The following is a 23,365-nucleotide window of genomic DNA, read 5'->3' as shown; positions in this document are numbered from 1 at the left end:
AGAAGCAATCTATCCACGCCACGTGCTCTGTTTTGCACTTTAATGCACTATTCGTTGTCTGATATTGATCCAGACACGTTGTTTAATTCACCTGGGTATACATTTTTAGTTCTGAAATAAGGAAGCAGCATGAAACCACTGGTGATCAGTGCAGCCGTATTACTCTCCCTGAGTACGCTGTGCAGCGTGGCCAACGCAGCCAAACTGGAAGACGTCGCCCCCTACCCTAAAGCCGAAGCGGGCTTTAGCCGTCAGGTCATTCAACTGCCAAAACAGAAGAATGAAGACGACTTCAAAGTACAAATCATCGCGGGCAAGACCTTGCAGGTCGACTGCAATCAGCAGCGCCTGGGCGGTAAGCTGGAAGAAAAGACCCTCAAGGGCTGGGGCTACCCGATGTATCGCCTGAGCAAGGTCAGCGGCCCCATGAGCACCATGATGGCCTGCCCTGAAGGCAAGGCGCATCCCGAGTTTGTGCCGGTCGTGGGTGAAGGTTTCATGTTGCGCTACAACAGCAAGCTGCCAATCGTGGTGTACGTGCCCAAGGGTATCGAAGTGCGTTACCGGATCTGGTCGGCCTCCAAGCAGATCAAGCAGGCTGTGAGCGAATAAGCACTGCCTGATTTGTTTCCGTGGGAACGGGCTTGCTCGCGATGAAAGCACCGCGCTATCTCGGATCAACCGCGTTACCGGTGTCGCGAGCAAACCACTCCTACAAGATTACTGGGTGCTACTGCAAACCCACGCGATACAGCACGCCATCGTCCTCGTCGGTCAACACATACAAATAACCATCCGGGCCTTGGCGTACGTCGCGGATACGTGCCTTGAGATCACCCAGCAAGCGCTCCTCATGCACTACCTTGTCGTCGCTCAGTTGTAGCCGGATCAGCTCTTGATCTGCCAAGGCGCCAATAAACAGGCTGTGCTGCCAAGGCTTGAAACGGTCCGAGTCGTAGAAAGCCATGCCACTGATGCCGGGCGACCTCTCCCATACGTGATGCGGGCCAAGTGTGCCTTCGGCGGTTTTGCCCTGAGCTTCGGAGATCGGCAGTGAAGAGTAGTCAGCGCCGTGAGTTGCAAGCGGCCAACCATAGTTTTTGCCGCGCTCGATCAGGTTGATTTCATCTCCCCCCTTGGGACCGTGTTCGTGTGTCCACAAGGTCCCCGTCCATGGGTTCAGCGCAGCGCCCTGTTGATTGCGATGCCCGTATGACCAGATTTCCGGCCTCACGCCTTTCTGGCCGACAAAAGGGTTATCGCTGGGGATACGTCCGTCCGGGTAGATGCGCACAACCTTGCCCTGTAACTTATCGAGGTCCTGCGAGGTCGGGCGCTGGTTGTTTTCGCCCAGGGCAATAAACAGGTAGCCGTCACGGTCGAACACCAGGCGTGAGCCAAAGTGATTGCCGGTAGACAGCTTGGGTTGCTGACGAAAAATCACTTCAAAGTTGCTCAAACGGGTCAAGTCATCCGACAAGCGTCCGCGGCCAACGGCGGTTCCCGCTTTTCCATCTTCCCCTCCTTCGGCGTACGACAAATACACCAGTCGGTCTTCGGCAAAGCTTGGCGACAACACCACATCGAGCAGGCCGCCCTGCCCTTTGGCCCACACCTTTGGCACCCCCGATAGCGGCGCCGATAGTTTGCCCTCAGGGCTTACCACGCGCAGGTTACCTGGGCGTTCGGTCACCAGCATGCCTTGTTTGTCAGGCAGGAAAGCCAGCGCCCACGGATGATCAAGCCCTTCTACGATCGCAGTTGCGGTAACCGTTCCAGCCTCGGAAGCAAACGTCTTCTGCGCATCGGCCTGAACCGAGAACGTAACGTTGAGCAGCGAAGCGGCGCACAACGTGGCCAGCAAGGTTTTTCTCAACATCAGTCATTCCTTGTTCGATTAAGGTTTGTCTCGCGGTTGTAGCGACGGAGCGGTCGGTTTGAGGGTATGAGGGGGCGCTTGGTTTCGCGGGTAACCGTTGCCTATTCTGCCGTTGTCGATGCCCTGGTTTGGCTGCATGGGGGCGGTCGACGGTCCTCTTGGGCCGGGCACTGAAGGTCCCGAGCCCTGACGGCTGTTGGGATTTATGCGTTGGATGACATTATTCGCGGGTGGGGTATTGGTTAACGGGGTGTTTTGCGCCATCAGCGCGCTGCGGTTAGTTGGCGTTGAGCCATCCGTGACATTTGAACCCGCTTGCGCCTGGAAGGTAAGTATCCCCCCCATCAGCAGCAAAAGACTGAATTTAACCGTATGCATCACACCCTCCATTTCTGGTCGACCTTAAACCTTTGATGGCCCTGTGAGTGACAGGTTCGGTTTCACGGTCAAATAAACGTGTCAGGTGTCGATTTCAGGGCCAATCTCGATCACTGTTGACTCTCGCGCTTGCGCCAGAAGCGCCTCGCGGCAAACTTGATAGCAGTCTTCGATATGGCCATTGCCGACCATTTTCATCACCCCGAAGCTGATGGTGGCAGCCACCGCCTGGCCCACAAACGGGACGAAGCGAATCACTGACTTGGTCGCCACTTTGGCGCCCATCTTGCGTACCAGCGACATGACCAGCGTTCGGCTGATGAACTTGCCGATAACTTCACTGCCAATACCGGTGACAGCCACGATAATCAAACGTTTCGAGCGCGAGTCCATTTGCTCGATCTGATGCGGGGTTAACCCGAATTTACCGTTGATCGCGGGCAACATCTCAACCAGTAGCGCCACATCAGTGCCAATATCGAGGCCCGGCAGCGGGATTGCGGCGGCACCTGCCGACACTGCGGAGCGTTTGGTGACCATGGACCTGCACTCGTCACGAATGCGATCAAGTTCGGCTAATGATCTGATTAACATAGAGTTCCCCGACAGTTAGAGATAAAACCAGCGTAGTCTACTACGCCCTTCTGACCAGCAAGGCAGGCCTGTCTTTATATAGAGGGGTAACCGGGCAGGAAATTCACAACAGCTGGGGAGTTTTTAGCCGCAGGTGGGCTCAAGCATAGGGGCAGCCTGTACTCTTGCGAAGTACAGGCCTGGGGCGCGAGGTTATACGTCTTTTTTGACTTTGGCCCATTCAGCCTTGAGCTTGGACACGAAAGATTCTTTTGGGGTTTCCTTGCAGGCAGTCACCACCAGCGGGGTGATTTTAGCGATGCCGTCTACATCCAGTACTGCATCTTCAACTTTGCCTTTTTTGTTAATGGCTTCACCCAAACCCACGGCGGTCGGCTGGAAGCTTTCGTCCACCGCCAGGAAATCAGCGCACGTCCACTGTGCGACGGGTTGTTTGGTTTCAGCCTGAACCAACGAAGACAGTGCAACCAGACCCACAGCGCCCACAAACAGAATGTGCTTCTTCATATATAAATATCCCTATTTTCAAAGATTCAGTAACATGTGTTCTGCCGCAAAGAACATAGTATCGAATGTTGTGTCTGTCAAAAAAACAACCAACTTATCAGCAACTTCATCGCCATGCGCCGACCTGATAATATTTAACACTCAACATCAAGCCACACCAACTCGCGCGCGATAACTTTATAAGCTCGCCCCTGATTCAGCCATCTGCTCACCCAGCCGGCTGGGTGGTAATGCGTTTGCTTTTATTGAGAAAGAATAACTTTCATCGCCTTCTCCTTTGCCGCGTTCCCGAACACCTCATATGCCTGGAGGATGTCAGACAGTGCAAAGCGGTGAGTAATCAACTTGCCTGCATCGATTTTTCCGGATTGCACGGTTTTCATCAGCATGGGCGTTGTATTGGTGTTGACCAGCCCGGTTGAAATAGTGACGTTTTGAATCCACAGTTTTTCCAGATGCAGCTCAACGCTTTTTCCATGAACCCCAACGTTGGCGATACTCCCGCCCGGAGCGATCACCGATTGACAGGTATCGAAGGATGCCGGGATGCCTACCGCTTCAATTGCAACATCTACCCCGACCCCTTGGGTCAGCTCGAAAATACGCTCAACCGCATTTTGCGTATTGATATCGACGACATCTGTAGCTCCAAAGCGCAAGGCGACTTCGAGCCGATTGGTATCGCCATCCACCATGATCAACTGAGCCGGAGAGTAAAACTGTGCAGTCAGCAGCGCAGCCATCCCTACTGGGCCCGCACCAACGATCACAACACTGTCACCCGGCTTGACCTTGCCCGCGAGTACGCCAATTTCAAACCCGGTGGGCAAAATATCGCTCAGCATTACCAGGGCTTCCTCATCCGCGCCTGCCGGCACCGGATACAGGCTGTTATCGGCATGGGGAATACGCACATATTCAGCCTGGGTGCCGTCAATCAGATGCCCCAGGATCCAGCCGCCATCAGCACAATGGGAATACATCTGGCGGCGACAGTTGGCGCAACTGCCACATGAGGTGATGCATGAAATCAGGACATGGTCACCGGGCTTGAAATTGCGTATGGCCGAGCCGACTGCCTCTACCACCCCTACCCCTTCATGACCCAAAACTGTGCCTTGGGTAACTTCTGGCACATCGCCTTTGAGAATGTGCAAATCCGTACCGCAGATGGTGGTGTGGAGGATTCGTACAATGGCGTCAGTCGGTTTATCAATGACCGGCTTTGGGATATCGGCCCAGGCTTTTTCGCCAGGCCCCTGATAGGTGAGCGCTTTCATGATGGCTTTCCTTTACCGGATCAAAAATCATCAACAGCTGCCACTCAGGTGCACCCCTCACGGCAGCCCTCAAAATCATTGATGCAGTTAAGCAGCCTTTTTCAGGCGCGCCCTTGCCGCAGGTCACAAAAAGCGTTTCCTGACTAGCGGTGCGGATGAACCGTGAAAAATACCAGCTTGGTCACAATTGGGCGTACCACCAGAATGCACAGGAACGCGACAGGCATCGCCAACTGATAGGCATGCAGCGCATTGCTTAGGAAATTACCCTCAATCCCGGAGTTTGCTGCAGTGATCACCAGCGACATCAAAAACGCCATGATCGTTGCCATGTAAAAAGCGAACACGTACGGCGTAGCACGTGCTGTGAGCTTGAAACGTGTCGTAGAAGCGGTATCGGAAGATGCTTTTGATGTCATGACAGGCCCTTTTAAGCGTTGAATTTCAGGAGGCATGAACCTTAACAAGATCAAAAACAGGCAACTAGACGCTTACGCATAGTTACTTTATAAAGAAAAACTTACGAATAGCCTTTGGGAGCCAACCAACGTGAACCTGTTAGCGGCGATTGCCTGCTTTATCAAAGTGGTAGAAACAGGCTCCATCGTGGGGGCAGCCAAAAACCTGGGGGTTAGCGCACCAGCTGTGAGCCAGACCATCAACCGCCTGGAAGAGCATCTGGGGGCGCGTCTGCTACAACGCACCACGCGCAGTATGGCGCTGACCGAAAACGGTGCGCTGTACTTCGCGCGGGTGCAGCGCATTGCTTCAGATCTGGATTCGGCACAAATGGCCATTAGCACTGGCGAAACCGAGCTTCAAGGACGGCTGTGTATTGCAGCGTCCTCCGCCTTCGGGCGGCATGTATTGGCGCCATTGATTGCCGGTTTTGCTGAACGCCACCCGCGCCTGGCCCTTGAGCTGCGCACCACCGATGGCAAGATCAATCATATTCAGGATGGAATCGACCTGAGCCTGCGGATCAAACCGCAACTGGAAGAAGGCATCGTAGCGCGCAAAATTGCTTCAATCCCTTTTGTAGTTTGCGCATCCCCAGCCTATCTGGAGCACGCCGGCATCCCGCGGACCCCTGAAGAACTCCAGCAACATGCCTGCCTGGCCTTTCGCTACCCGTTGGACGGACGGCTGTTGCGCTGGGGGTTTATTCGCGAGGGGGAGCACTATTACGCAACGTTGAATTTCACCGCGATCAGTGACGATATCGATGCGCTGGCTCAAATGGCCATCCACGGCGCCGGGATCGCACGTCTGGCCGAGTTCGTAGCTGCATCCTGGATCGAATCAGGCCAACTGGTTGCCCTGCTTGAGCACAGCCATGAATCGAGTGAATCTAGCGCCGAACCGCTGGATATATATGCCTGTGTTCAGGATCGCGCAGCCATAACTGCCAAAGTTAAAGCGTTTATGGATTACTTGACCGAGCATCTGGGCCAGCGCTGGCCAAAGGAAATTACCGTCAGCGCCCAATCGAGTGCATAGCCATGTTTTAGAGCGCACTAAAGTGGTGCGCAACTCATATGGATTACATTCATAATTTAATGCATTCGAAACGCGCTATAAGCCTTTAATTTTTAATATATTTACGTTATTCATCGAAAATAAACCTGCTCAGACACATTTCTTATTTATAACGCGCTGTTACACTCATGTCATAATGCCATTTATGGAAGAGTCATATGAACGTAACAAATAAGCGTGGCTGGAAATGGGCATACCGCAAGTTGCGCGATCTGCACTGCTCGCGCGCTTCTGCGGCCTACAGGGCTGCCCTTTACGTACTCCGCGGCGATACGGGCACCTTTATATGTGAAGTAACGCACAAAAAAATTCGAATAAACCGTTGATCGGCCTACTGTAAAGTTATTGGGCAGCATCTCGTGGGAGGCTTGTTAAAACCAACTCTTACTTGAGGCTGTTGCTTACAAGACAGCAACAAGTCAATTAACTAAAAAGAATATACTTATTCTTTTATTATCAGTCTTGGCCAACACAGCTCTGGCTCACAGGTGCCAACGGCGTACCACAACGACGCTGGCGCCACCCAGCATCAGATGCTCTCCTGCAGAATCCAGCTCGCCCCCGCCTGTCGGCATCGTTCATGGCATAGCTGGATGGGCAGTAGAGAATTACCCTATGGCGTCCTTGCGTCACAAATGAGCCTACCCGGTAAATAAACCCCTGTTTTGCGCCACCAAAGGCATCCTGCCCAAGAAAAGCTGGGGATACGCTACCACCTGCCATATAACTGTCGTCACACCTATGCGACAATATGCTCAATGTCCGGCATGAATCCCGCCTTTATTGCTCAGCAACTTGGCCGTAGCGTCCAAATGTTGCTCTTTACTTATGCGCGCTGGCTTAACCCTAGCGGTGATCGGGATGAGATGGAAAAGCTCTTGAATGGCCCAGGATTGGCCCAAGCGACAAAAGCACACCGCGTAACTCCTTGATAGGTAACCCCTTTGATCTCCACAGCTAACATCACGATGCAGTTCGGCGCAAAGCCGCTTTTCGAGAACGTTTCCGTAAAATTTGGTGCTGGTAACCGTTATGGCCTGATCGGTGCCAACGGTTGCGGCAAGTCCACCTTCATGAAAATCCTCGGCGATGATCTTGAACCGTCTGGCGGCCAGGTCATGCTGGAGCCGAACGTGCGTCTGGGTAAATTGCGCCAGGACCAGTTCGCTTACGAAGAATTCACCGTTCTCGACACCGTGATCATGGGTCACGAGGAGCTGTGGAAGGTCAAGGCCGAGCGCGATCGCATCTATTCGCTGCCGGAAATGACTGAAGCAGACGGCATGGCCGTTGCCGAACTCGAAACCGAGTTTGCAGAAATGGACGGTTATACCGCCGAATCCCGCGCGGGCGAGCTGCTGCTGGGCCTGGGTATTGGTATCGAACAGCACAACGGCCCGATGAGCGAAGTGTCGCCGGGTTGGAAGTTGCGTGTTCTGCTGGCTCAGGCGCTGTTTTCGAACCCTGAAGTACTGCTGCTCGACGAACCAACCAACCACTTGGATATCAACACTATCCGCTGGCTGGAAAACATTCTGACTCAGCGCAACAGCCTGATGATTATCATCTCTCACGATAGGCACTTCCTGAACAGTGTCTGCACCCACATGGCTGACCTGGACTACGGCGAACTGCGTCTGTTCCCGGGCAACTATGACGAGTACATGACTGTCGCCACCCAGTCGCGCGAGCAACTGCTGTCGGAAAACGCCAAGAAAAAGGCTCAGATCAACGAGCTGCAAGCGTTCGTCAGCCGCTTCTCGGCCAACGCCTCGAAATCCAAGCAGGCCAGCTCCCGTGCCAAGGCGATCGACAAGATCACCCTGGCCGAGGTCAAGCCTTCGAGCCGTGTCAGCCCGTTCATCCGCTTTGAACAGAACAAAAAACTGCACCGCCAGGCAGTCATGGTCGAGCACATGGCCAAAGGTTTTGATGGCAAGATTCTGTTCAAGGACTTCAGCTTCACCGTTGAAGCCGGCGAGCGCGTCGCGATCATTGGCCCGAACGGTATCGGTAAAACTACCCTGCTGCGCACTCTGGTCAACGAACTGACCCCGGATGCCGGTACTGTGAAGTGGACTGACGCTGCGGAGCTGGGCTACTACGCCCAGGACCATGCCCACGACTTCGAAGACGACATGACCCTGTTCGACTGGATGGGCCAGTGGACTCAAGGCGAGCAAATGGTACGTGGCACCTTGGGCCGCATGCTGTTCTCCAACGATGACATCCTCAAGTCAGTCAAAGTGATTTCCGGTGGTGAACAAGGTCGCATGCTGTTCGGCAAGCTGATCTTGCAAAAGGCCAACGTGCTGATCATGGACGAACCAACCAACCACTTGGATATGGAATCCATCGAAGCACTGAACCTGGCACTCGAGAACTATCCGGGTACTCTGGTATTCGTCAGCCATGACCGTGAGTTCGTATCCTCGCTGGCCACTCGTATTATCGAGCTGAGCCCAAGCGGCGTGATCGACTTCAGCGGCACCTACGATGACTACCTGCGCAGCCAAGGCGTTGTGTTCTGATTTCAGACACCCCGTATCGCTAAGCAACTAGTCGTAACGAAAACCCCGTCCTGGTGACGGGGTTTTTCGTTTTTAGACGGGTTACCTGACAAACCGCAGCGCCTGCATCGCGAGCAAGCTCGCTCCCGCAGGTTTTGTGGGAGCGTACATAGTTAGCCTGCTTTCATTTATCCCGACGCCGCGCCATCATGCCGATCATCGATCGTCAGCCGGATTATGTGCTTATGCCTGCGCAACACCCCTCCCCCACGAGCTCCCTGTCGGTCACCCTGCAAATTCTGTCGATCGTGTTTTACACCTTCATTGCGTTTATCTGCATTGGCCTGCCGATTGCCGTGCTGCCGGGCTACGTACATGACCAACTGGGCTTCAGCGCCGTGGTCGCGGGGCTGACCATCGCTTCGCAATACCTGGCAACGCTGCTCAGCCGTCCCTCGGCCGGGCGACTGGTAGACAGCCTCGGGACCAAGCCCGCAATCGTCTATGGCCTGATCGGGATCGCCATAAGCGGTGTGCTCACCTCCCTGGCAGTGGCGCTTCAAGGCTGGCCTTTGCTGAGCTTGTGCATTTTGATTGTCGGCCGGGTTTTTCTCGGCATCGCCCAAGGCCTGATCGGTGTCGGCACGATCAGTTGGGGGATCGCCCAGGTCGGCTCTGAACACACCGCCCGGGCAATTGGCTGGAACGGCATCGCCTCCTACGGCGCTATCGCCATTGGGGCACCGCTGGGTGTGGTGATGATCGACCAGTTGGGCTTCGCCAGTCTGGGGGTGACCCTGCTACTGCTGGCTCTACTGGCGTTGCTGCTGATTCGCAAAAAACCATCCATCCCGATAATCAGCGGCGTACGTCTGCCCTTTTGGTCGGTGTTCAGCCTGATTGCCCCGTACGGCATCAGCCTGACCCTGGCCTCCATTGGCTATGGCACGCTGACCACGTTTATTACCTTGTTTTATATCGATCGCGGTTGGACCGGGGCGGCCTATTGCCTGTCGGTTTTCGGCGTGTGTTTTATTCTTGCGCGGCTGATTTTCACCAATAGTATCAATCGTTTTGGCGGCTACAGCGTGGCGATCGGCTGTATGAGCATCGAAGCCGTCGGCCTGATATTGCTGTGGCTGGCACCCTCGACCAGCTATGCCCTGATTGGTGCTGGTCTGACCGGCTTTGGCCTGTCACTGGTGTACCCGGCGCTAGGCGTTGAGGCAGTCAAGCAAGTGCCGGTCTCAAGCAGAGGCGCGGGGCTAAGTGCTTATGCGGTGTTTTTCGATTTGGCGCTGGCCATTGCGGGGCCGATCATGGGGGCCATTGCGCTGAACATGGGTTATCCGTGGATTTTCTTCAGCGCGGCAGTGATGTGTTGCATGGGCTTGCTGTTGAGTCTGGGGTTGGCGCGGCGCGCGGCTGCTTAGATCACTGGTTGGCAGTACGCATTCCGGTGTGCGGGTGGGCCTGCAAAGTCTTGCTGAAAAACCGGCCCGCCTCGTAAATCAGGTCGCGATGGATATCCTCTCGATCAACCCCTTGGGCATCCGTACACAAACCAGGCATTGCGGCCATTTGCTCATCGTTGCACGGCGCCATAAATACAAAATGCCCGGCACCGGGAATCACTTTGAACTCTGGTTCTGTCGGGAGCTTGCGCGCCAGGGCATCGGCGTTTTTATCGGGAAACACCAGTTTGTCGTTTTCGCCGCTGTACAGCAGCACAGGCACATGCACATCTGCCAGTGTTTGCCTGCCGAACATCAAGCTCAGCGGCGCCAGCAGCAACAGTGAATGCACTCGAGAATCAGCCACAGGCACAAGGTCATCGCGGTCAGCAATCAACTCACCCTTTGTCGTGCAGGCATCATGGTCATCCGGGCGCTCCTGGCAGTAGCGCCGCAAACGGTCCAGATCAGGCTGGGCGCCAGACAGGATCAATGCGGTTTCCCCTCCCGCCGAATAGCCGATCACCCCTACCTGGTCGTCGTAGACATAAGGTGACAAGCTGCGGTCAGCCAATGTCGCGCTGATGGCCGCCGATATCTGCATCGGTCGCCCATAAAGGTTGCTCAGAGTGCCCAGGCGACTGTGGTCTTTATAGTTGTCACCAGGATGCAACACCGCCACCACTACAAAGCCCTTGCGCGCCAGTGACGTGGCCAGGTCATGCAATGCCAGAGGCGTGCCGGTGTTGCCGTGAGAGAGCATCAGCAGCGGGTAGCGGCCCATTGCAATCTTGGCGTCTTCAGTGGCCTCGACCTCATAGCCGCCCATTTTCGTCAGCCCTTCGGCTTCCCTGGAAGGATAAAAGGCGATGGCGCGCATGGGCTGCTCATCCAGCGGATCGAGAAAATTCAGGCGATGAAAACCCACGCCCCACTGGACCGCGGGTTCGGCCTGCACCACAAGAGGGCAATATGCCAGCAGTAATCCCAGTACCACACATAAACGCATCATCGATGCTCACCTTGGCTAGCGTGTGACTTGCAACCGGCAATGCCAGAGCGTTGACCCTCAACTCTGCATAACCCAAGCCAAACGCAAAAAACTCCGTACTCTGGTCATTTCTAGACGTCCAGAGTACAGAGTTTAGCTGTTGCCGCGGTTCAGATAACTTACGCTGCGCTGAACAGATCCTGCTTAATGTGCGCATGAGCATCGTTCATCGCTTTGCTACGCACGTCGTCGCCATAGGCCAAGCCGTGAGCGCGCACAAACTCGATGTCAGTGATCCCCATAAAGCCCAGCATCACTTTCAAGTAGTCCTCATGGGCCACACCTGTCGCCTGGCCAGCATGCAGACCGCCAGAGGTCGACACTACGATCACCTTCTTGTTGCCACACAGGCCTTCAGGACCGGCTTCGGTGTAACGGAACGTCTGGCCGGCAACCGCAATACGGTCGATCCAGGCCTTGAGCTGGGTTGGAATGGTGAAGTTGTACATCGGTGCCGCGATCACTACCGCGTCAGCCGCCAGAAATTGCGCCAAGGTGTCAGCACTCAATTGCGCTTCGTGCTTTTGCGCCGCATCCCGCAACTCGGCCGGTGTGCCAGCAGCCACCAGGGTCGCGGCCGAAAAATGCTCAATGGCCTCGCTAGCCAGATCGCGGTAACTGACGACAACTTGCGGGTCGGCAGCCTGCCAGGCCTGGACCACTTCACGGCTCAACTGACGCGAAGCCGAGTTGTCGCCCAGAATGCTCGAATCGATATGCAAAAGTTTCATGGTGATCTCCAGATGAGGACCGCACTGGGCGATCTGATGGAGGTAATGCTACCGATGAAAGCAATCGACGATAAGTCAGCCATCGTGCGATAGTTCGTCCTACCTGTAGGACAGTGAGCACGCCATGCAAGACCTGAATGACCTCTATTACTTCGCCAAGGTTGTCGAAGCCGGTGGCTTTGCCGCGGCTGGGCGCCTGCTGGGCGTTCCCAAATCACGCCTGTCGCGCCGGGTCGCCGAACTGGAAGAACGCCTCGGCGCCCGCCTGCTGCAACGCACCACCCGCCAGCTCAAACTGACTGCGGTGGGTGAACGCTACTTGCGCCATTGCCAGGCCATGCTGCTGGAGGCCGAAATGGCCGACGAGGCTGTTGCCAGCATGTCCAGTGAACCACGGGGGCGCCTGCGTGTTACGTGCCCGGTGGGCCTGGCCCATGAATTTATGCCCGGTGTAATCAGCTCGTTCCTGCTGGCCTACCCCCTGGTACAACTGGAAGTCAGCCTGCTCAACCGGCGCGTTGACCTGGTCACCGAAGGCATCGATGTGGCCTTGCGCGTGCGCGAAGAAGGTGATGAGGACCCGTTGCTGGTGACCCGGCGGCTGCGTCAGGCCCGCACCGTGATGGTGGCTACCCCCGAGTTTGCCGGCAAGTGGCCTGTCAGCAATCCTGACGACCTTAAAAACGTCCCGTTGCTGGGAGCGCTCGAGGCGGATCGTATGGTCCATTTGCGCATGCTCGATGAACACGGCAAGGACTGTAATCTGGTACTTGAAGCGCGGCTGGGGATTGACGACTTTATCGTGCGCAAAGCCTGCACCCTGGACGGTCTGGGGTTCACCGTGCTGCCAATGATGTATTGCGAACAGGAACTACAGAATGGCCAGCTTGTTCAACTATTGCCAAAATGGACCTTGCCCGGTGGCTGGCTGCATGCGGTCTACCCGCATAGACGCGGAGTGATGCCTGCGGTCCGGGCCTGGATCGATCACTTGGTCGAATCATTCGAAAGCTGTGGAGACAAACTGCTATGAGCCGCATGACCAAACAGGATGTAGCCGAATTCTGCCGTAGCCTGCCCGGTGCTCAGGAAGCAGTGAAATGGGGTGGTGTTGAGGTGTTTTTTGTCGATGAGAGCAAAATGTTTGCCCTGTTCAACCTGAATAGCGACGGACTCTCGTTCAAGGTCGAGAAAGAGCTGTTTCTAGGTTATATCGACCGTCCAGGCATACGCCCGTCGCCGTATCTGGCGCGGGCGTACTGGATCAACATGCAAGCGCCCTACCCGATGGGCGCTGCAGAACTGCAGGAGCTGTTGCGCCGCTCCCACCAGTTGGTGGTCAGCAAGCTGGCGAAAAAGCGTCAGATCGGTTTGCTGCTCTGATCGCTATAGATCGAGAAAGGTCAGTTTCAGGAACAAAACATCAATCCATACCACCTGATGCACCGCCACGATCAGCCAGAACCAGACCTGATAGGACAGCTTGCGGGTTTTGTGGCGAAACATCTGTTGCGCCACCAATGCCCCCGGCCAGCCGCCAAGCAGCTCAACCCCGTGCAAGACCTTCTCCGGGGTACGCCACTGCCCTGCTTTGGCCTGTTGCTTGTCGTACCAATACAGGCCAAACGCCAGGGCGCTGGCAACCCCATAGACCAACAGCGGCACCCGGCTAACCCCGTGGAGCAGCAGGCTTACCGAGCCGCCCAGGGGCAACGCACAGAGCAGCGCCAACACCAGCAGCTTGAGCTTCAAACCACGGATCGGCGCACCATGTTGCTCGCGGGCAGCAACCGGCTCGCGCCGTTCTTTAACCTGTTTCTTCACGCCGACGCCGCAGACCAGTCGATCCAGCCGAACTGCCAGGTGGCCAGAATCAGCAGGCCAAACGCAATGCGATACCAGGCGAAGGCCGCATAGCTATGGTTCGAAATAAACTTCAGCAATGCGCGTACCGCGATCATCGCGAAGATAAACGAGGTCACAAAACCGATTGCAAAGACCGGCAAATCGTCAGGCTGGAACAGGTGACGGTACTTGTAACCCGAGTACACCGCCGCACCAACCATGGTTGGCATCGCCAGGAAGAATGAAAACTCGGTGGCCGCCTTGCGCGACAAGCCAAACAGCAGGCCGCCGATAATCGTCGAACCCGAACGCGAAGTGCCTGGAATCATCGCCAGGCATTGCGCGAAGCCGATTTTTACCGCGTCTTTCCAGGTCATGTCGTCCACTGTCTCGGCGCGAATCACATGTTGGCGGCGTTCAGCCCACAACATGATCACACCACCTATCACCAGTGCCGTGGCAACGGTAATCGGGTTGAACAGATACTCGTGGATCACATCGGCGAAAATCACTCCCAATACCACCGCTGGCATTACCGCGATGATCAGGTTGGTGGTAAAGCGCCGTGCTTCAGGTTTGGTGGGCAAACCGACGACAACATCGATGATCTTGCGGCGAAACTCCCAGACCACGGCCAAAATCGCGCCCAGCTGGATGATGATGTTGAACGCCATTGCGCGCTCGCCGCCAAAGTTAAGCAGGTCGGCCACAATAATCTGGTGGCCAGTGCTCGAAATCGGCAAAAACTCCGTCAAGCCTTCAACGACGCCAAGTATCAACGCCTGAGCGGCAGTCCAAAGATCCATTATTCCCCCATAAAGCCCTGCCTCATGCAGAGCTGATTAGTCTTGATTAAGTGTTTGCAACCGCTGCCCTGGAGTGGGTTACAGGTGCGCCATGTTCCCCAGAACGGTGTGAAAAAACTGTCAGAAATCAATAAAGATGCAGCTTTGCCAATTTCGGCCGAGATCCTATCAGACACGTTCCACTTTCGCTGCTAAGACATGCAGGCCAGAAGGCGGTTCAGTGAATCACCACAAGAATAAAAAACCAGGAGTGACCAGTTATGAATACCCTGCGCGGGTTATCCATCAGCCGACGTCTATGGCTGATTTTGATCGTGGCCATCGCCATGCTGCTGGCGTTGGGTTTGCTGATGCTAAAGCAGATACATGACGATTTGTATCAAGGTAAAGCCCAGAAGACGCAGCATGTGGTGCAAGCGGCCAGCGGTGTTCTCAGCTATTACCATGGCCTCGAAACGACAGGCAGTTTAAGCCGTGAAGCCGCGCAACAACAGGCGCTGAGCGTGATCAGCAAACTGCGCTATGACCATGACGACTATTTCTGGATCAATGACCTGCGCCCTTTTATGGTCATGCATCCCACCAACCCCAAGCTCGACGGCAAAGACCTGTCGAGTATCAATGACCCCGACGGGTTCGCGATTTTTAACGAAATGGCCAACCTGGCCAAAACCAGGGGCGCCGGCATGGTGGACTACCGCTGGCCAAAACCGGGTGCCGACGCACCGGTGCAAAAAACCTCCTATGTACAGCTGTTCGAGCCTTGGGGCTGGGTCATTGGCTCTGGTGTGTATATCGATGACATGCAGGCCGAGTTCCAGGCACAAGCCTGGAAGGCCAGTTGGGCAGGCCTTGGCATCGCGCTGATCATGACGCTGCTGGTTACCCTGATTGCCCGCAGCATCGTGCGCCCCCTGCAAGAGGCGGTGCAGGCCATGGCCAATATTGCCAGCGGCGAAAGCGATCTGACCCGTAGCCTGGATACCCACGGCCAGGATGAAGTCACGCTGTTGGCGCAACACTTCAATGCCTTCACCGCCAAACTGCGAAATGTAATCAGCCACTTGCAGTCCACCGCCACAGCCTTGGACCAGTCCTCAGCTGAGCTGGGCAACGACGCGAGCGACGCACAACAGCGCAGCCAGCAGCAAGCGCTGCAAATGGATCAGGTGGCGACGGCGATCAACGAAGTCACCTACGCCGTGCACGAGGTCGCCAAAAACGCCGAGCACGCGGCCAGTGAAATGCGCGGTGCCCAGTCGCAAGCCGAGCTTGGTCAGCAGAACATCGACAGCAGCCTGCAGCAGATCGACCAACTGTCCGGCACCATCAATCAGGCAGTCGAGGTGATCCGCACCCTGGCCACCCAAAGCAGCGAAATCGGCAGCGTGCTGGAAGTGATCCGTTCGATAGCTGATCAAACCAACCTGCTGGCCCTCAACGCGGCGATCGAAGCTGCACGCGCAGGCGAGCAAGGTCGTGGCTTTGCGGTGGTGGCTGACGAGGTTCGACTGCTGGCCCAGCGCACACAGAAATCCACGGCTGAAATCCAGACCATGATCGAGGGCCTGCAAAAACACTCCGAAGCGGCGGTGAATGTGATTGGCAGCAGCAGTCGCGCCTCGCAATTGACCATCGAGCAGGCCACGCAGGCCGGGCAGAGCCTGACCAGCATTGGCCAGGCCCTGAACAACCTCAACGACCTCAACGCCTCGATTGCCAGCGCCACACTGCAACAGGCCCATGTCGTGGAAGACATCAACCAAAATGTAACCCGGGCCGCCGAACTGTCACAGGGCACAGCCCAGGCGGCCGAACAATCGAGCACCGCCAGCGCGCACCTCAAGGAGTTAAGCGTGCAGCTCAATGGGCAACTACGCCAGTTCAAGGTTTAGAAGCAGCTGCAAACGGCAAGTTGCAAGCGTGAAGCTTGCCGTCAGGCAATCACAATATCCGTGCCCGCCAGGGAGGCCAGCCCGACACCGACCAGAGTTACCGAGTCGCTGCCGAAGCTGAGCACCGTGTCATGCCCTGATGCACTGGCATGGGCCCGGTAGTCGGCGACGTGGCCACCCTCAACCCCCAAAAACACCAACGTGTCGGTGGACTTATAGCCCAGCAGCGTGTCGTTGCCAAAGTGCCCGCTGAAAACGAACGTATTGTTGCCGCCAGCGGCCTCCAGCAGGTCATTGCCGGCACCACCAATAAACACATTGTTGCCCTGCAAACCGATCAAATGATCGTTACCGCCCTGCCCCAGCAGCCAATCGCCCTGTTCAACCGCCTTGAGTGTGCTGTCGCCAGGTTCGGCCTTGATCGAGTGGGTGTAGTCAGTGCGGTCTTTGCCGGACCACAAGCCATCATCGGCCACCCGATGGTTAACCTCGTGGTGGCTCAACCCTAGCCAGGCGGGCTCTTCGGTTATTAAAAAGCTGATGTCACGGGCAATACTGATCCCGCCGTGGGCATCGCGAACATACAGGCTGCCCTGCCCATCATTGACCACATCCACACGACTCAACGATTGCTGCAGGTCCAGGGTGTTGACGCCCTTGCCACCCAGAATGATGTTGTAGCCGCCACTGTCGCGGAAGGTGTCATTACCGTCGCGCCCTTCCAGGAAGTCGTTGCCGCGGCCACCCTGAATCAAATCGTTGCCGTCGCTGCCAATGATAAAAGTGCTGCCCTTATGGGGTTCAGCATTGCGATTGAGGTCCTGAACCCAGGTGTTTTCTCGCGTCGGGTTGGACAAATTGGCGACCACAATGGTCGAGTCCTTGTGGGTCAGGTCATAAAACGCCGAGTCGAGAATCCGCGTCATCCCGCTTTCATAGCCACTGGGCAAGTGGGTGATCCAGGTCGAGATATTGGCAATTGAAAAGGGCATCAGGTTCCACGCGGTGGAAGCGTAGTGATCGTTGAAACTGACAATATTGTTGGTGGCGGACGGCTGATACGCATCATGCACACCCAACGACGAAAGATTGAAATCCGAGCCATCCAGGGCGCGGAACACCGGGTCGTTTTCGTAACCGATATTCAACACATTGGACGTGGTTTCGCTTTGTGTGGGTGACGCAAACGCGATGTACTTGGCATCCCGATAAAACCCCGACCAGTGATCGCCACTCAGGTCTGCCAGGCTATTGACTGCCAGACCACCCAGGCTATGGCCGCTGACCAGCACATCCTTGCCGTTCAACCCTTGAGCGCTGGCAAAGGCAGCCACTTTGCCGAGCAGCGCGTCAAAGGCGTTGGCGCTGTAGTTTTTGGCGTAGTCCGCAGGCCCGATGGCCGCTAGTAAATCGCTGATTGCATCGCCGATGGAGTCCGTAATCAACGACTCACGCGGCCCGCTGGTGCCACGAAAACCGATACCGATAGACGTCAAATGACCATCGGCGGCGTATTTGCCGAGGATTTCCACTTGGGCGCTGCCATAACCTGCCTTTTCGCCGAAAAATGTCCCACGCTGATCTACCTTGCCCGCGTATCCCAATTGCTCGGCGCTGATGGGGGTCCACCCGGCTTTTTCCACCGCTTCACGGGCAAGTTTCTCCGAGTCCGGGTTCCAGGGAATCCCCGGCACTACCCCCTGAGAATCGGTGCCGCCCAGTACGGCCTTGACCAGTGTGGCAGGCAAACCTGTGCCGAGACCGTGTTGCTGGTAACCCACGGCAAAACCGTTGTCGAGGTTGTGATAGCTGTAAAGCGTGATTGCCATTGCATCCTTGAAAAGTGCCGTAGATGCGCTGGAACCCACATCCTTGTAGTCAAACACTGCCATGGTTCTACTCTCCTGGTTGATCAAATCAATCGTGCACCACAAACGCCTCATCGACCCGTGCCAGGTCCTGCTCGCCCAAGGTCCCTGCGTAAAAATGCAATTTGGTCCAGGCCAGCAAATAGTCGTAACGCGTCTGGGCCAGGTCGCGGCGCGTGCTGTACAGCTGCTGCTGGGCATTCAACGCATCGAGGTTGACCCGTTCACCCCCCAGAATGCTCTGACGGGTCGACACCACCAGCGCTTCGGCCGAAATCAGGGCTTTTTGATAGGCGCGCAACTTGCTGACACCCGACTGGCAGGCATTGAATTGGCGCCGCAGTTCGATAAGGGTTTCGCGAGTTTTGCCCTCCAGTTCGTATTCCACCTGGGCCAGATTGCTGCTGGCCTGACGCACCGACGCCGACACCCCGCCCCCCGCATACAGCGGCAGGCTGATCTCAATACCGATGGTGTTAGTGTCGTAACGCTGGTTGTAGGTATTACCGCTGTCGGATTCCATCTTGCGCACACTGGCATACGCATTAAGTTTGGGTAGATGCCCTGCCCGATTACGTTCAACCTCATACCTCGCCACTTCCAGTGCCTCACGCTGAGAGGCCAGTAACGGGTTACGTTCCAGCGCCATTTCATGCCAGGTCGAGAAGTTCGCCGGTTCCAGCGGCAACGAGTTGAAACGGCTGGCCAATGGCGTCAGTTGCTCAATATCCAGCGTAGCCACACCGATCAGCGCACCCAGCTCGCGCAAGGCGGCATCCTGCTCGTCATGGGCCTGGATTTCTTCGGCGGTGGCCAGCTCGTAACGCGACTCGGCTTCCAGGATGTCGGTGCGCGTGCCCTCGCCCTGGCGGAACATATGCTCGTTTTGGTGGAACTGCTGCTCGTAGGCGTTTTTCTTGGCACGGGCATTGTCGATCTGGTCCTGGGCAAACAAGGCCTGGGTGTAATGGGTCAGTACCCGTACCAGCAGTTCCTGGCTTTTACTGCGAAAGGTCTCATCGGCAAACAGCGCTTGGGCCACACCTTTGCGGTAATTTGCGTACGCTTCGTAGTCGATCAATGGCTGCTGCAACGTAAACGTCGAGCCATAACTGTTGTAGTTACGGTCTTCGTGGGTATTGCCACGCTCATTCATATACGTGGCCTTGGAGTTGTTGCGGCCTTTGTTGTAGTTGTACGACAGCTTGGGCAGCAGCCCGGCACGGCCGATATTGCGGCTCTCCAGGCCTGCGTCGCGCTCCTTGATGGCACCGAGGAACTCTGGATCATTGCGCAACGCCTGTTCGTATACCTCAAACGGGCCCAGTGCCTGGGCACTGCCAGCGACACCGACCCATAGCGCAAAACCCAGGCCCACCCTTGCAGCTATCTTCATAAGTCGCAGCATCCTAGCGCTCAGTCAGCGCAGAACCTGCGCGATCCAGCAGCGGTTTAAACAAGTAGTTGAGCAACGAGCGCTCGCCCGTGCGCACAAACATCTCGGCAGGCATGCCGGGCTTGATCACCAGTCCGTTGAGTTTTTCCAGCGCTTGGTCACTGACCGAGCTGCGCAGCACGTAATACGGCATGCCGGTTTTTTCATCGAGCAACTGATCGGCTGAAACCAGATTCACCTGCCCCGACACCCGTGGGGTACTGCTTTGATTGAACGCGGTAAACAGAATGTCCACCGGCAACTGGCTGCCCACCCTGTCCACCAGATGCACCGGCAGGCGCCCTTCCACCTCGAGGCGCGTGCCTTGGGGCACGATCTCCAGCAGGGTTTCGCCCGCCCGCACCACCGCGCCTTCGGTGTGCACGCTAAGATTGACGGCGATGCCATCAGCTGGCGCGTTGATTTCACTGTGCAACAGATCAAAACCGGCCGATGCCAATTGTTGTTCAAGGGTCAGGGTTTTGAGTTGGGCATCGGCCAGTTGGCTGCGCACCTCTTTCTGGTATTCATCGATGTGCTGCGCCAGTTTGAGCCGCGACTCCAGAATGCCCTGTTCGATACGCCCGCTTTCACCGGCGTTCTGCGCCAGATCCTGCTGCACCTGGGACAGCTGGCGCTCGTACTCCATCAGGCGATTGCGCGGGATATAGCCGTTTTCAGCCAGGGGCCGAAGATTGTTCAACTGTTGCCGCAAGGAGTCGGCTTGAGCCGTTTGATCACCACGCGCTCGGCGCATCCCGTTTAGCTGCTGGGTTGCGCCTTCAATACCGGCTTTGAGCCCGGCCTGTTCGCGGGCAAAGGCTTCGCGCCGGCTACTGAACAACTGCTGCTGGCCTTCCAGCACCAGCGCCAACCGTGGGTCAGGGTCCTGGCTCAATTCCAGGGGGAAGCTCACCCGCGCCAGGTTGTCACGCTCGCTTTGCCAACGGGCCAGACTGGCCCAGGCCATCCGGTACTGGGCGCGCAACGATTGCACATCCGCCTCGACCTGGGTCTGGTCCAGTCGAAACAACGGCTCGCCCTGACGCACCGCCTGGCCCTCACGCACCAGAATCCGGCTCATCACCCCAGCGCCCAACGACTGCACGGCCTTGCGCTTGCCCGACACCACCACCGTACCTTGCACCGGAATACCTTCGTCCAACGGCGCAAGGCTGGCCCACAGGAAGAAACTACCCGCACCGACCAGGGTCAGCACCCAGCCTGCTCGCACGTAGTACCCGGCACCGCGTTCGCGCGATGATGGTTGATCGTGTTGATTCATGCTTGCAGCGTCCTTGCTCATGCGTCAGCGCTCTGACGGTTGATACTCGCCGCTTGGGGCGCGGCGTGTTGCTGTTGGGCCCCGGACAACGCCTTGAGCACCTCGGCACTCGGCCCGAATACCTGGCAGCGACCTTCGTTGAGTACCAGCAGCTTGTCGGCCTGGGCCAGCGAAGACGAACGATGCGTCACCAGCACCACGGTGCAGCCCTGCGCCTTCAGGTGAGCTATGGCCTGGGTCAGCGCCGCGTCACCGACCGCATCGAGGTTGGAGTTGGGCTCATCCAGCACCACCAGTCGCGGGTTGCCATAAAGAGCACGGGCCAGCGCCACCCGCTGTTTCTGCCCGCCTGACAGGCCGCTGCCCTCATCCCCCAGGACCGTGTCGTAACCTTGCGCCAGACGCAAAATCATCTCGTGAACCCCGGCCTGACGCGCCGCCGCAACTACCTGCTGGGGATCTGCATCACGAAAGCGGGCGATATTTTCAGCAATGCTGCCGCTGAACAGCTCGATGTCCTGTGGCAAATAGCCGATATACGGGCCCAATTGATCGCGGTTCCATTGATGAATATCTGCACCATCCAGGCGCACCGTACCCGCCAACGTCGGCCATACACCCACCAGCACCCGCGCCAGGGTCGACTTGCCGGAGCCCGACGCGCCCAGCACGCCGAGCACCTCGCCCGCGTTGAGGTTGAAACTGACCTGATGCAAGGTGGGCAATCGCAGGCCCGGCGGTGCGGCACTGACCTGCTCAAAGCTCAACTGGCCCTTGGGCGCTGGCAACTGCAGGTTGTCTTCGCCTGGCGGATGCTCGCGTAGCAAGCTGTCCAGCCGTTGATAGGCCAACCTGGCCGAACTCCATTGTTTCCAGACGGCTATCAGTTGATCGATGGGGCTCAACACACGGCCCATCAAAATCGAACCGGCAATCATCATTCCCGCGCTCATCTCACCCTTGATCACCAGCAGGGCACCCAAGCCGAGCACCAGTGATTGCAAGCACAAACGCAAGGTTTTGCTCACCGAACCGATCACGGCACCGGTGTCGCTGGCCTTGTTTTGCTCGGCCAGGAACCGTGAGTGCAGGTTAAACCAGCGTTTGCGCAACACACCCAGCATGCCCATGGCCTGAATCGTCTCGGCATTGTGCAAATGGCTGGTGGCCAGTTGGCTGGACTGCTGGGAATACTGGCTGGCTTGGCTCAGGGACTTGCGCGTCATCACTTCATTGATGCACGCCAGGGCAATCAGCAGCAGCGCGCCTGCGGTCGCCATCAGCCCGAGCCATGGGCTGAACAGAAAAATTACCCATAAATAGACGGGAAACCACGGCGCATCAAAGAAGGCAAACAATGCAGGGCCGGTGACAAACTGGCGGATCAGGGTCAAATCCCCTAATGCCTGCCCGGCATGGGCCTGGCCACTGAACAGGTTGCGCTCGAACGCGGCACGGTACACCTGCTGGTTAAACCTGCGCTCCAGTTGGCTACCAATGCGGATAACAATAAAACTGCGGACAGTTTCAAGCAGCCCGATAAAGATGAAAAAACCCACCACCATTAATGACAACATCGCCAGCGTCGTAGTGTTCTGCGAAGACAATACCCGGTCATAGACCTGCAGCATGTAAATCGATGGCACCAGCATCAATATATTGATCAAGGCGGTAAAACAGCCAACGCTGATCAGAATGCTTTTATAGTCGGCCAGTGCATGTATCAACGGCGCAACGGTGCTGTTTTTCAATCGCCTCATGAATCTTCCTTGATCGATAAAACACTGCAGGCCTGCACAAACAAAACAGACAGACGCACGTGAGCCGCCCCTTGCAGGTGCCTGCTCAACCTTTGACGATTTACGTTGTGCTTTTTAGTGCGTCTTAATTATTAACGCGCACCATAACCAGTACAGTTTCGGGGTTAAGCTGTGCCTCATAATGCCCCGGTTCAATACGGTTCATGTGCACTAAAGCCGTACCACTGCTGCCCATCAAGAACAGACCGTCTGGAGTGGGCGACCAACTTTTGGGTGTTTCGCCCAGCCATGTTTCCAGGCATTTTACTTGCGGGCTAAAGGTTTTCTGCTCGGCAATCAACTGCACCGTGCAGGCCTGTTTCTCATCACCCTGCGGGTAAAACGTCCAGTTGCCCGCCAGTTGTGCGGGGCTCATCAGCAGCAAGGAATTGGCCATGGTGCTCTCTGTGGTAAAGGTCAGCAATGCGGCAATACACCCCATTACCTTGAAAAATCTGCGTGCCATATGACTCATGAATTCAGGCTTCCTGGCAGAGAGCAGCGCTTGC

Annotated in this window: 21 protein-coding genes and 1 pseudogene; 8 read left to right on the top strand and 14 right to left on the bottom strand. The window is 56.4% G+C overall.

Annotated features, from left to right (window positions below; genetic code table 11):
- The first annotated feature begins 129 nt into the window (after window positions 1–129).
- Window positions 130–612 (top strand): serine protease inhibitor ecotin, encoded by a 483-nt coding sequence (gene eco / locus V6L79_RS15275; protein ID WP_261742317.1) that lies wholly within the window; start codon window positions 130–132, stop codon window positions 610–612.
- Window positions 613–730: 118 nt separating this feature from the next.
- On the opposite strand, the gene V6L79_RS15270 is transcribed toward eco, so the two are convergent.
- The 5 genes from V6L79_RS15270 to V6L79_RS15250 form a co-directional block, all read right to left on the bottom strand.
- Window positions 731–1,879 (bottom strand): PQQ-dependent sugar dehydrogenase, encoded by a 1,149-nt coding sequence (locus V6L79_RS15270; RefSeq protein WP_338579100.1) that lies wholly within the window; start codon window positions 1,877–1,879, stop codon window positions 731–733.
- A 459-nt stretch (window positions 1,880–2,338) separates the two neighbouring features.
- A complete protein-coding gene (locus tag V6L79_RS15265) occupies window positions 2,339–2,797 on the bottom strand; it encodes a hypothetical protein (RefSeq protein WP_261742315.1) in 459 nt (152 codons plus the stop codon).
- Between the two features lie 246 nt (window positions 2,798–3,043).
- Window positions 3,044–3,358 carry an acid-activated periplasmic chaperone HdeA gene (gene hdeA / locus V6L79_RS15260; RefSeq protein ID WP_261742314.1) on the bottom strand — a complete coding sequence of 105 codons (315 nt, stop codon included), beginning with the start codon at window positions 3,356–3,358 and terminating at the stop codon, window positions 3,044–3,046.
- A 242-nt stretch (window positions 3,359–3,600) separates the two neighbouring features.
- Window positions 3,601–4,638, bottom strand: coding sequence for a zinc-dependent alcohol dehydrogenase family protein (locus V6L79_RS15255; protein ID WP_261742313.1), 1,038 nt, complete (start codon window positions 4,636–4,638; stop codon window positions 3,601–3,603).
- Window positions 4,639–4,781: 143 nt separating this feature from the next.
- The gene (locus V6L79_RS15250; protein WP_261742427.1) at window positions 4,782–5,057 is read right to left on the bottom strand and encodes a DUF2798 domain-containing protein; all 276 of its coding nucleotides are present in this window, start codon (window positions 5,055–5,057) and stop codon (window positions 4,782–4,784) included.
- A gap of 130 nt (window positions 5,058–5,187) precedes the next feature.
- Here V6L79_RS15250 and V6L79_RS15245 point away from each other — a divergent pair, with 130 nt between their 5' ends.
- The 4 genes and pseudogenes from V6L79_RS15245 to V6L79_RS15230 all read left to right on the top strand — a co-directional run bounded on the left by V6L79_RS15245 (window position 5,188) and on the right by V6L79_RS15230 (window position 10,120).
- On the top strand, window positions 5,188–6,138 hold the full coding sequence (locus tag V6L79_RS15245) for a LysR substrate-binding domain-containing protein (RefSeq protein ID WP_321833035.1): 951 nt from the start codon (window positions 5,188–5,190) through the stop codon (window positions 6,136–6,138).
- 731 nt (window positions 6,139–6,869) lie between these two features.
- A pseudogene (locus V6L79_RS15240) lies at window positions 6,870–7,109 on the top strand (site-specific integrase); the annotation flags it as partial.
- Between the two features lie 12 nt (window positions 7,110–7,121).
- Window positions 7,122–8,708 carry an ABC-F family ATPase gene (locus tag V6L79_RS15235; protein WP_261742311.1) on the top strand — a complete coding sequence of 529 codons (1,587 nt, stop codon included), beginning with the start codon at window positions 7,122–7,124 and terminating at the stop codon, window positions 8,706–8,708.
- A 224-nt stretch (window positions 8,709–8,932) separates the two neighbouring features.
- On the top strand, window positions 8,933–10,120 hold the full coding sequence (locus V6L79_RS15230) for an MFS transporter (protein WP_261742426.1): 1,188 nt from the start codon (window positions 8,933–8,935) through the stop codon (window positions 10,118–10,120).
- A gap of 1 nt (window position 10,121) precedes the next feature.
- Here the strand turns inward: V6L79_RS15230 and V6L79_RS15225 are convergent, their stop codons facing one another.
- The gene (locus V6L79_RS15225; protein ID WP_338579099.1) at window positions 10,122–11,153 is read right to left on the bottom strand and encodes a dienelactone hydrolase family protein; all 1,032 of its coding nucleotides are present in this window, start codon (window positions 11,151–11,153) and stop codon (window positions 10,122–10,124) included.
- 158 nt (window positions 11,154–11,311) lie between these two features.
- Complete coding sequence (locus V6L79_RS15220; RefSeq protein ID WP_261742309.1) at window positions 11,312–11,923, bottom strand: FMN-dependent NADH-azoreductase; 612 nt, start codon at window positions 11,921–11,923, stop codon at window positions 11,312–11,314.
- Window positions 11,924–12,047: 124 nt separating this feature from the next.
- On the opposite strand from V6L79_RS15220, the gene V6L79_RS15215 reads away from it, so the two are divergent.
- The gene (locus V6L79_RS15215) at window positions 12,048–12,956 is read left to right on the top strand and encodes a LysR substrate-binding domain-containing protein (protein ID WP_261742308.1); all 909 of its coding nucleotides are present in this window, start codon (window positions 12,048–12,050) and stop codon (window positions 12,954–12,956) included.
- Window positions 12,957–12,961: 5 nt separating this feature from the next.
- Complete coding sequence (locus tag V6L79_RS15210) at window positions 12,962–13,306, top strand: MmcQ/YjbR family DNA-binding protein (RefSeq protein WP_338580322.1); 345 nt, start codon at window positions 12,962–12,964, stop codon at window positions 13,304–13,306.
- 3 nt (window positions 13,307–13,309) lie between these two features.
- Here V6L79_RS15210 and V6L79_RS15205 read toward each other — a convergent pair whose 3' ends face one another.
- Window positions 13,310–13,747 carry a DUF1294 domain-containing protein gene (locus V6L79_RS15205; RefSeq protein WP_405046597.1) on the bottom strand — a complete coding sequence of 146 codons (438 nt, stop codon included), beginning with the start codon at window positions 13,745–13,747 and terminating at the stop codon, window positions 13,310–13,312.
- Window positions 13,744–14,574 carry an undecaprenyl-diphosphate phosphatase gene (locus tag V6L79_RS15200; protein WP_261742306.1) on the bottom strand — a complete coding sequence of 277 codons (831 nt, stop codon included), beginning with the start codon at window positions 14,572–14,574 and terminating at the stop codon, window positions 13,744–13,746. The genes V6L79_RS15205 and V6L79_RS15200 overlap by 4 nt, the downstream gene beginning before the upstream one ends.
- A 260-nt stretch (window positions 14,575–14,834) precedes the next feature.
- On the opposite strand from V6L79_RS15200, the gene V6L79_RS15195 reads away from it, so the two are divergent.
- Complete coding sequence (locus tag V6L79_RS15195) at window positions 14,835–16,469, top strand: methyl-accepting chemotaxis protein (protein WP_338579098.1); 1,635 nt, start codon at window positions 14,835–14,837, stop codon at window positions 16,467–16,469.
- Window positions 16,470–16,510: 41 nt separating this feature from the next.
- Here V6L79_RS15195 and V6L79_RS15190 read toward each other — a convergent pair whose 3' ends face one another.
- The 5 genes from V6L79_RS15190 to V6L79_RS15170 all read right to left on the bottom strand — a co-directional run bounded on the left by V6L79_RS15190 (window position 16,511) and on the right by V6L79_RS15170 (window position 23,322).
- Window positions 16,511–18,361: a polyurethanase gene (locus V6L79_RS15190; RefSeq protein ID WP_338579097.1), complete on the bottom strand. Its 1,851-nt coding sequence runs from the start codon at window positions 18,359–18,361 to the stop codon at window positions 16,511–16,513.
- A 25-nt stretch (window positions 18,362–18,386) separates the two neighbouring features.
- Window positions 18,387–19,733, bottom strand: a complete 1,347-nt coding sequence (locus tag V6L79_RS15185; RefSeq protein WP_321833026.1) for a TolC family outer membrane protein — start codon at window positions 19,731–19,733, stop codon at window positions 18,387–18,389.
- Between the two features lie 13 nt (window positions 19,734–19,746).
- Window positions 19,747–21,057 carry an HlyD family type I secretion periplasmic adaptor subunit gene (locus V6L79_RS15180; RefSeq protein ID WP_405046596.1) on the bottom strand — a complete coding sequence of 437 codons (1,311 nt, stop codon included), beginning with the start codon at window positions 21,055–21,057 and terminating at the stop codon, window positions 19,747–19,749.
- 17 nt (window positions 21,058–21,074) lie between these two features.
- Window positions 21,075–22,817 (bottom strand): type I secretion system permease/ATPase, encoded by a 1,743-nt coding sequence (locus V6L79_RS15175; RefSeq protein ID WP_338579095.1) that lies wholly within the window; start codon window positions 22,815–22,817, stop codon window positions 21,075–21,077.
- Window positions 22,818–22,941: 124 nt separating this feature from the next.
- Complete coding sequence (locus V6L79_RS15170) at window positions 22,942–23,322, bottom strand: protease inhibitor Inh/omp19 family protein (protein WP_261742301.1); 381 nt, start codon at window positions 23,320–23,322, stop codon at window positions 22,942–22,944.
- Window positions 23,323–23,365: the final 43 nt, after the last annotated feature.

This window comes from Pseudomonas sp. ML2-2023-6, assembly GCF_037055265.1.
GTDB lineage: Bacteria > Pseudomonadota > Gammaproteobacteria > Pseudomonadales > Pseudomonadaceae > Aquipseudomonas > Aquipseudomonas kulmbachensis.
Note: the sequence above shows the minus strand (reverse complement) of the source record. Positions and strands in the feature narration are given on the sequence as shown.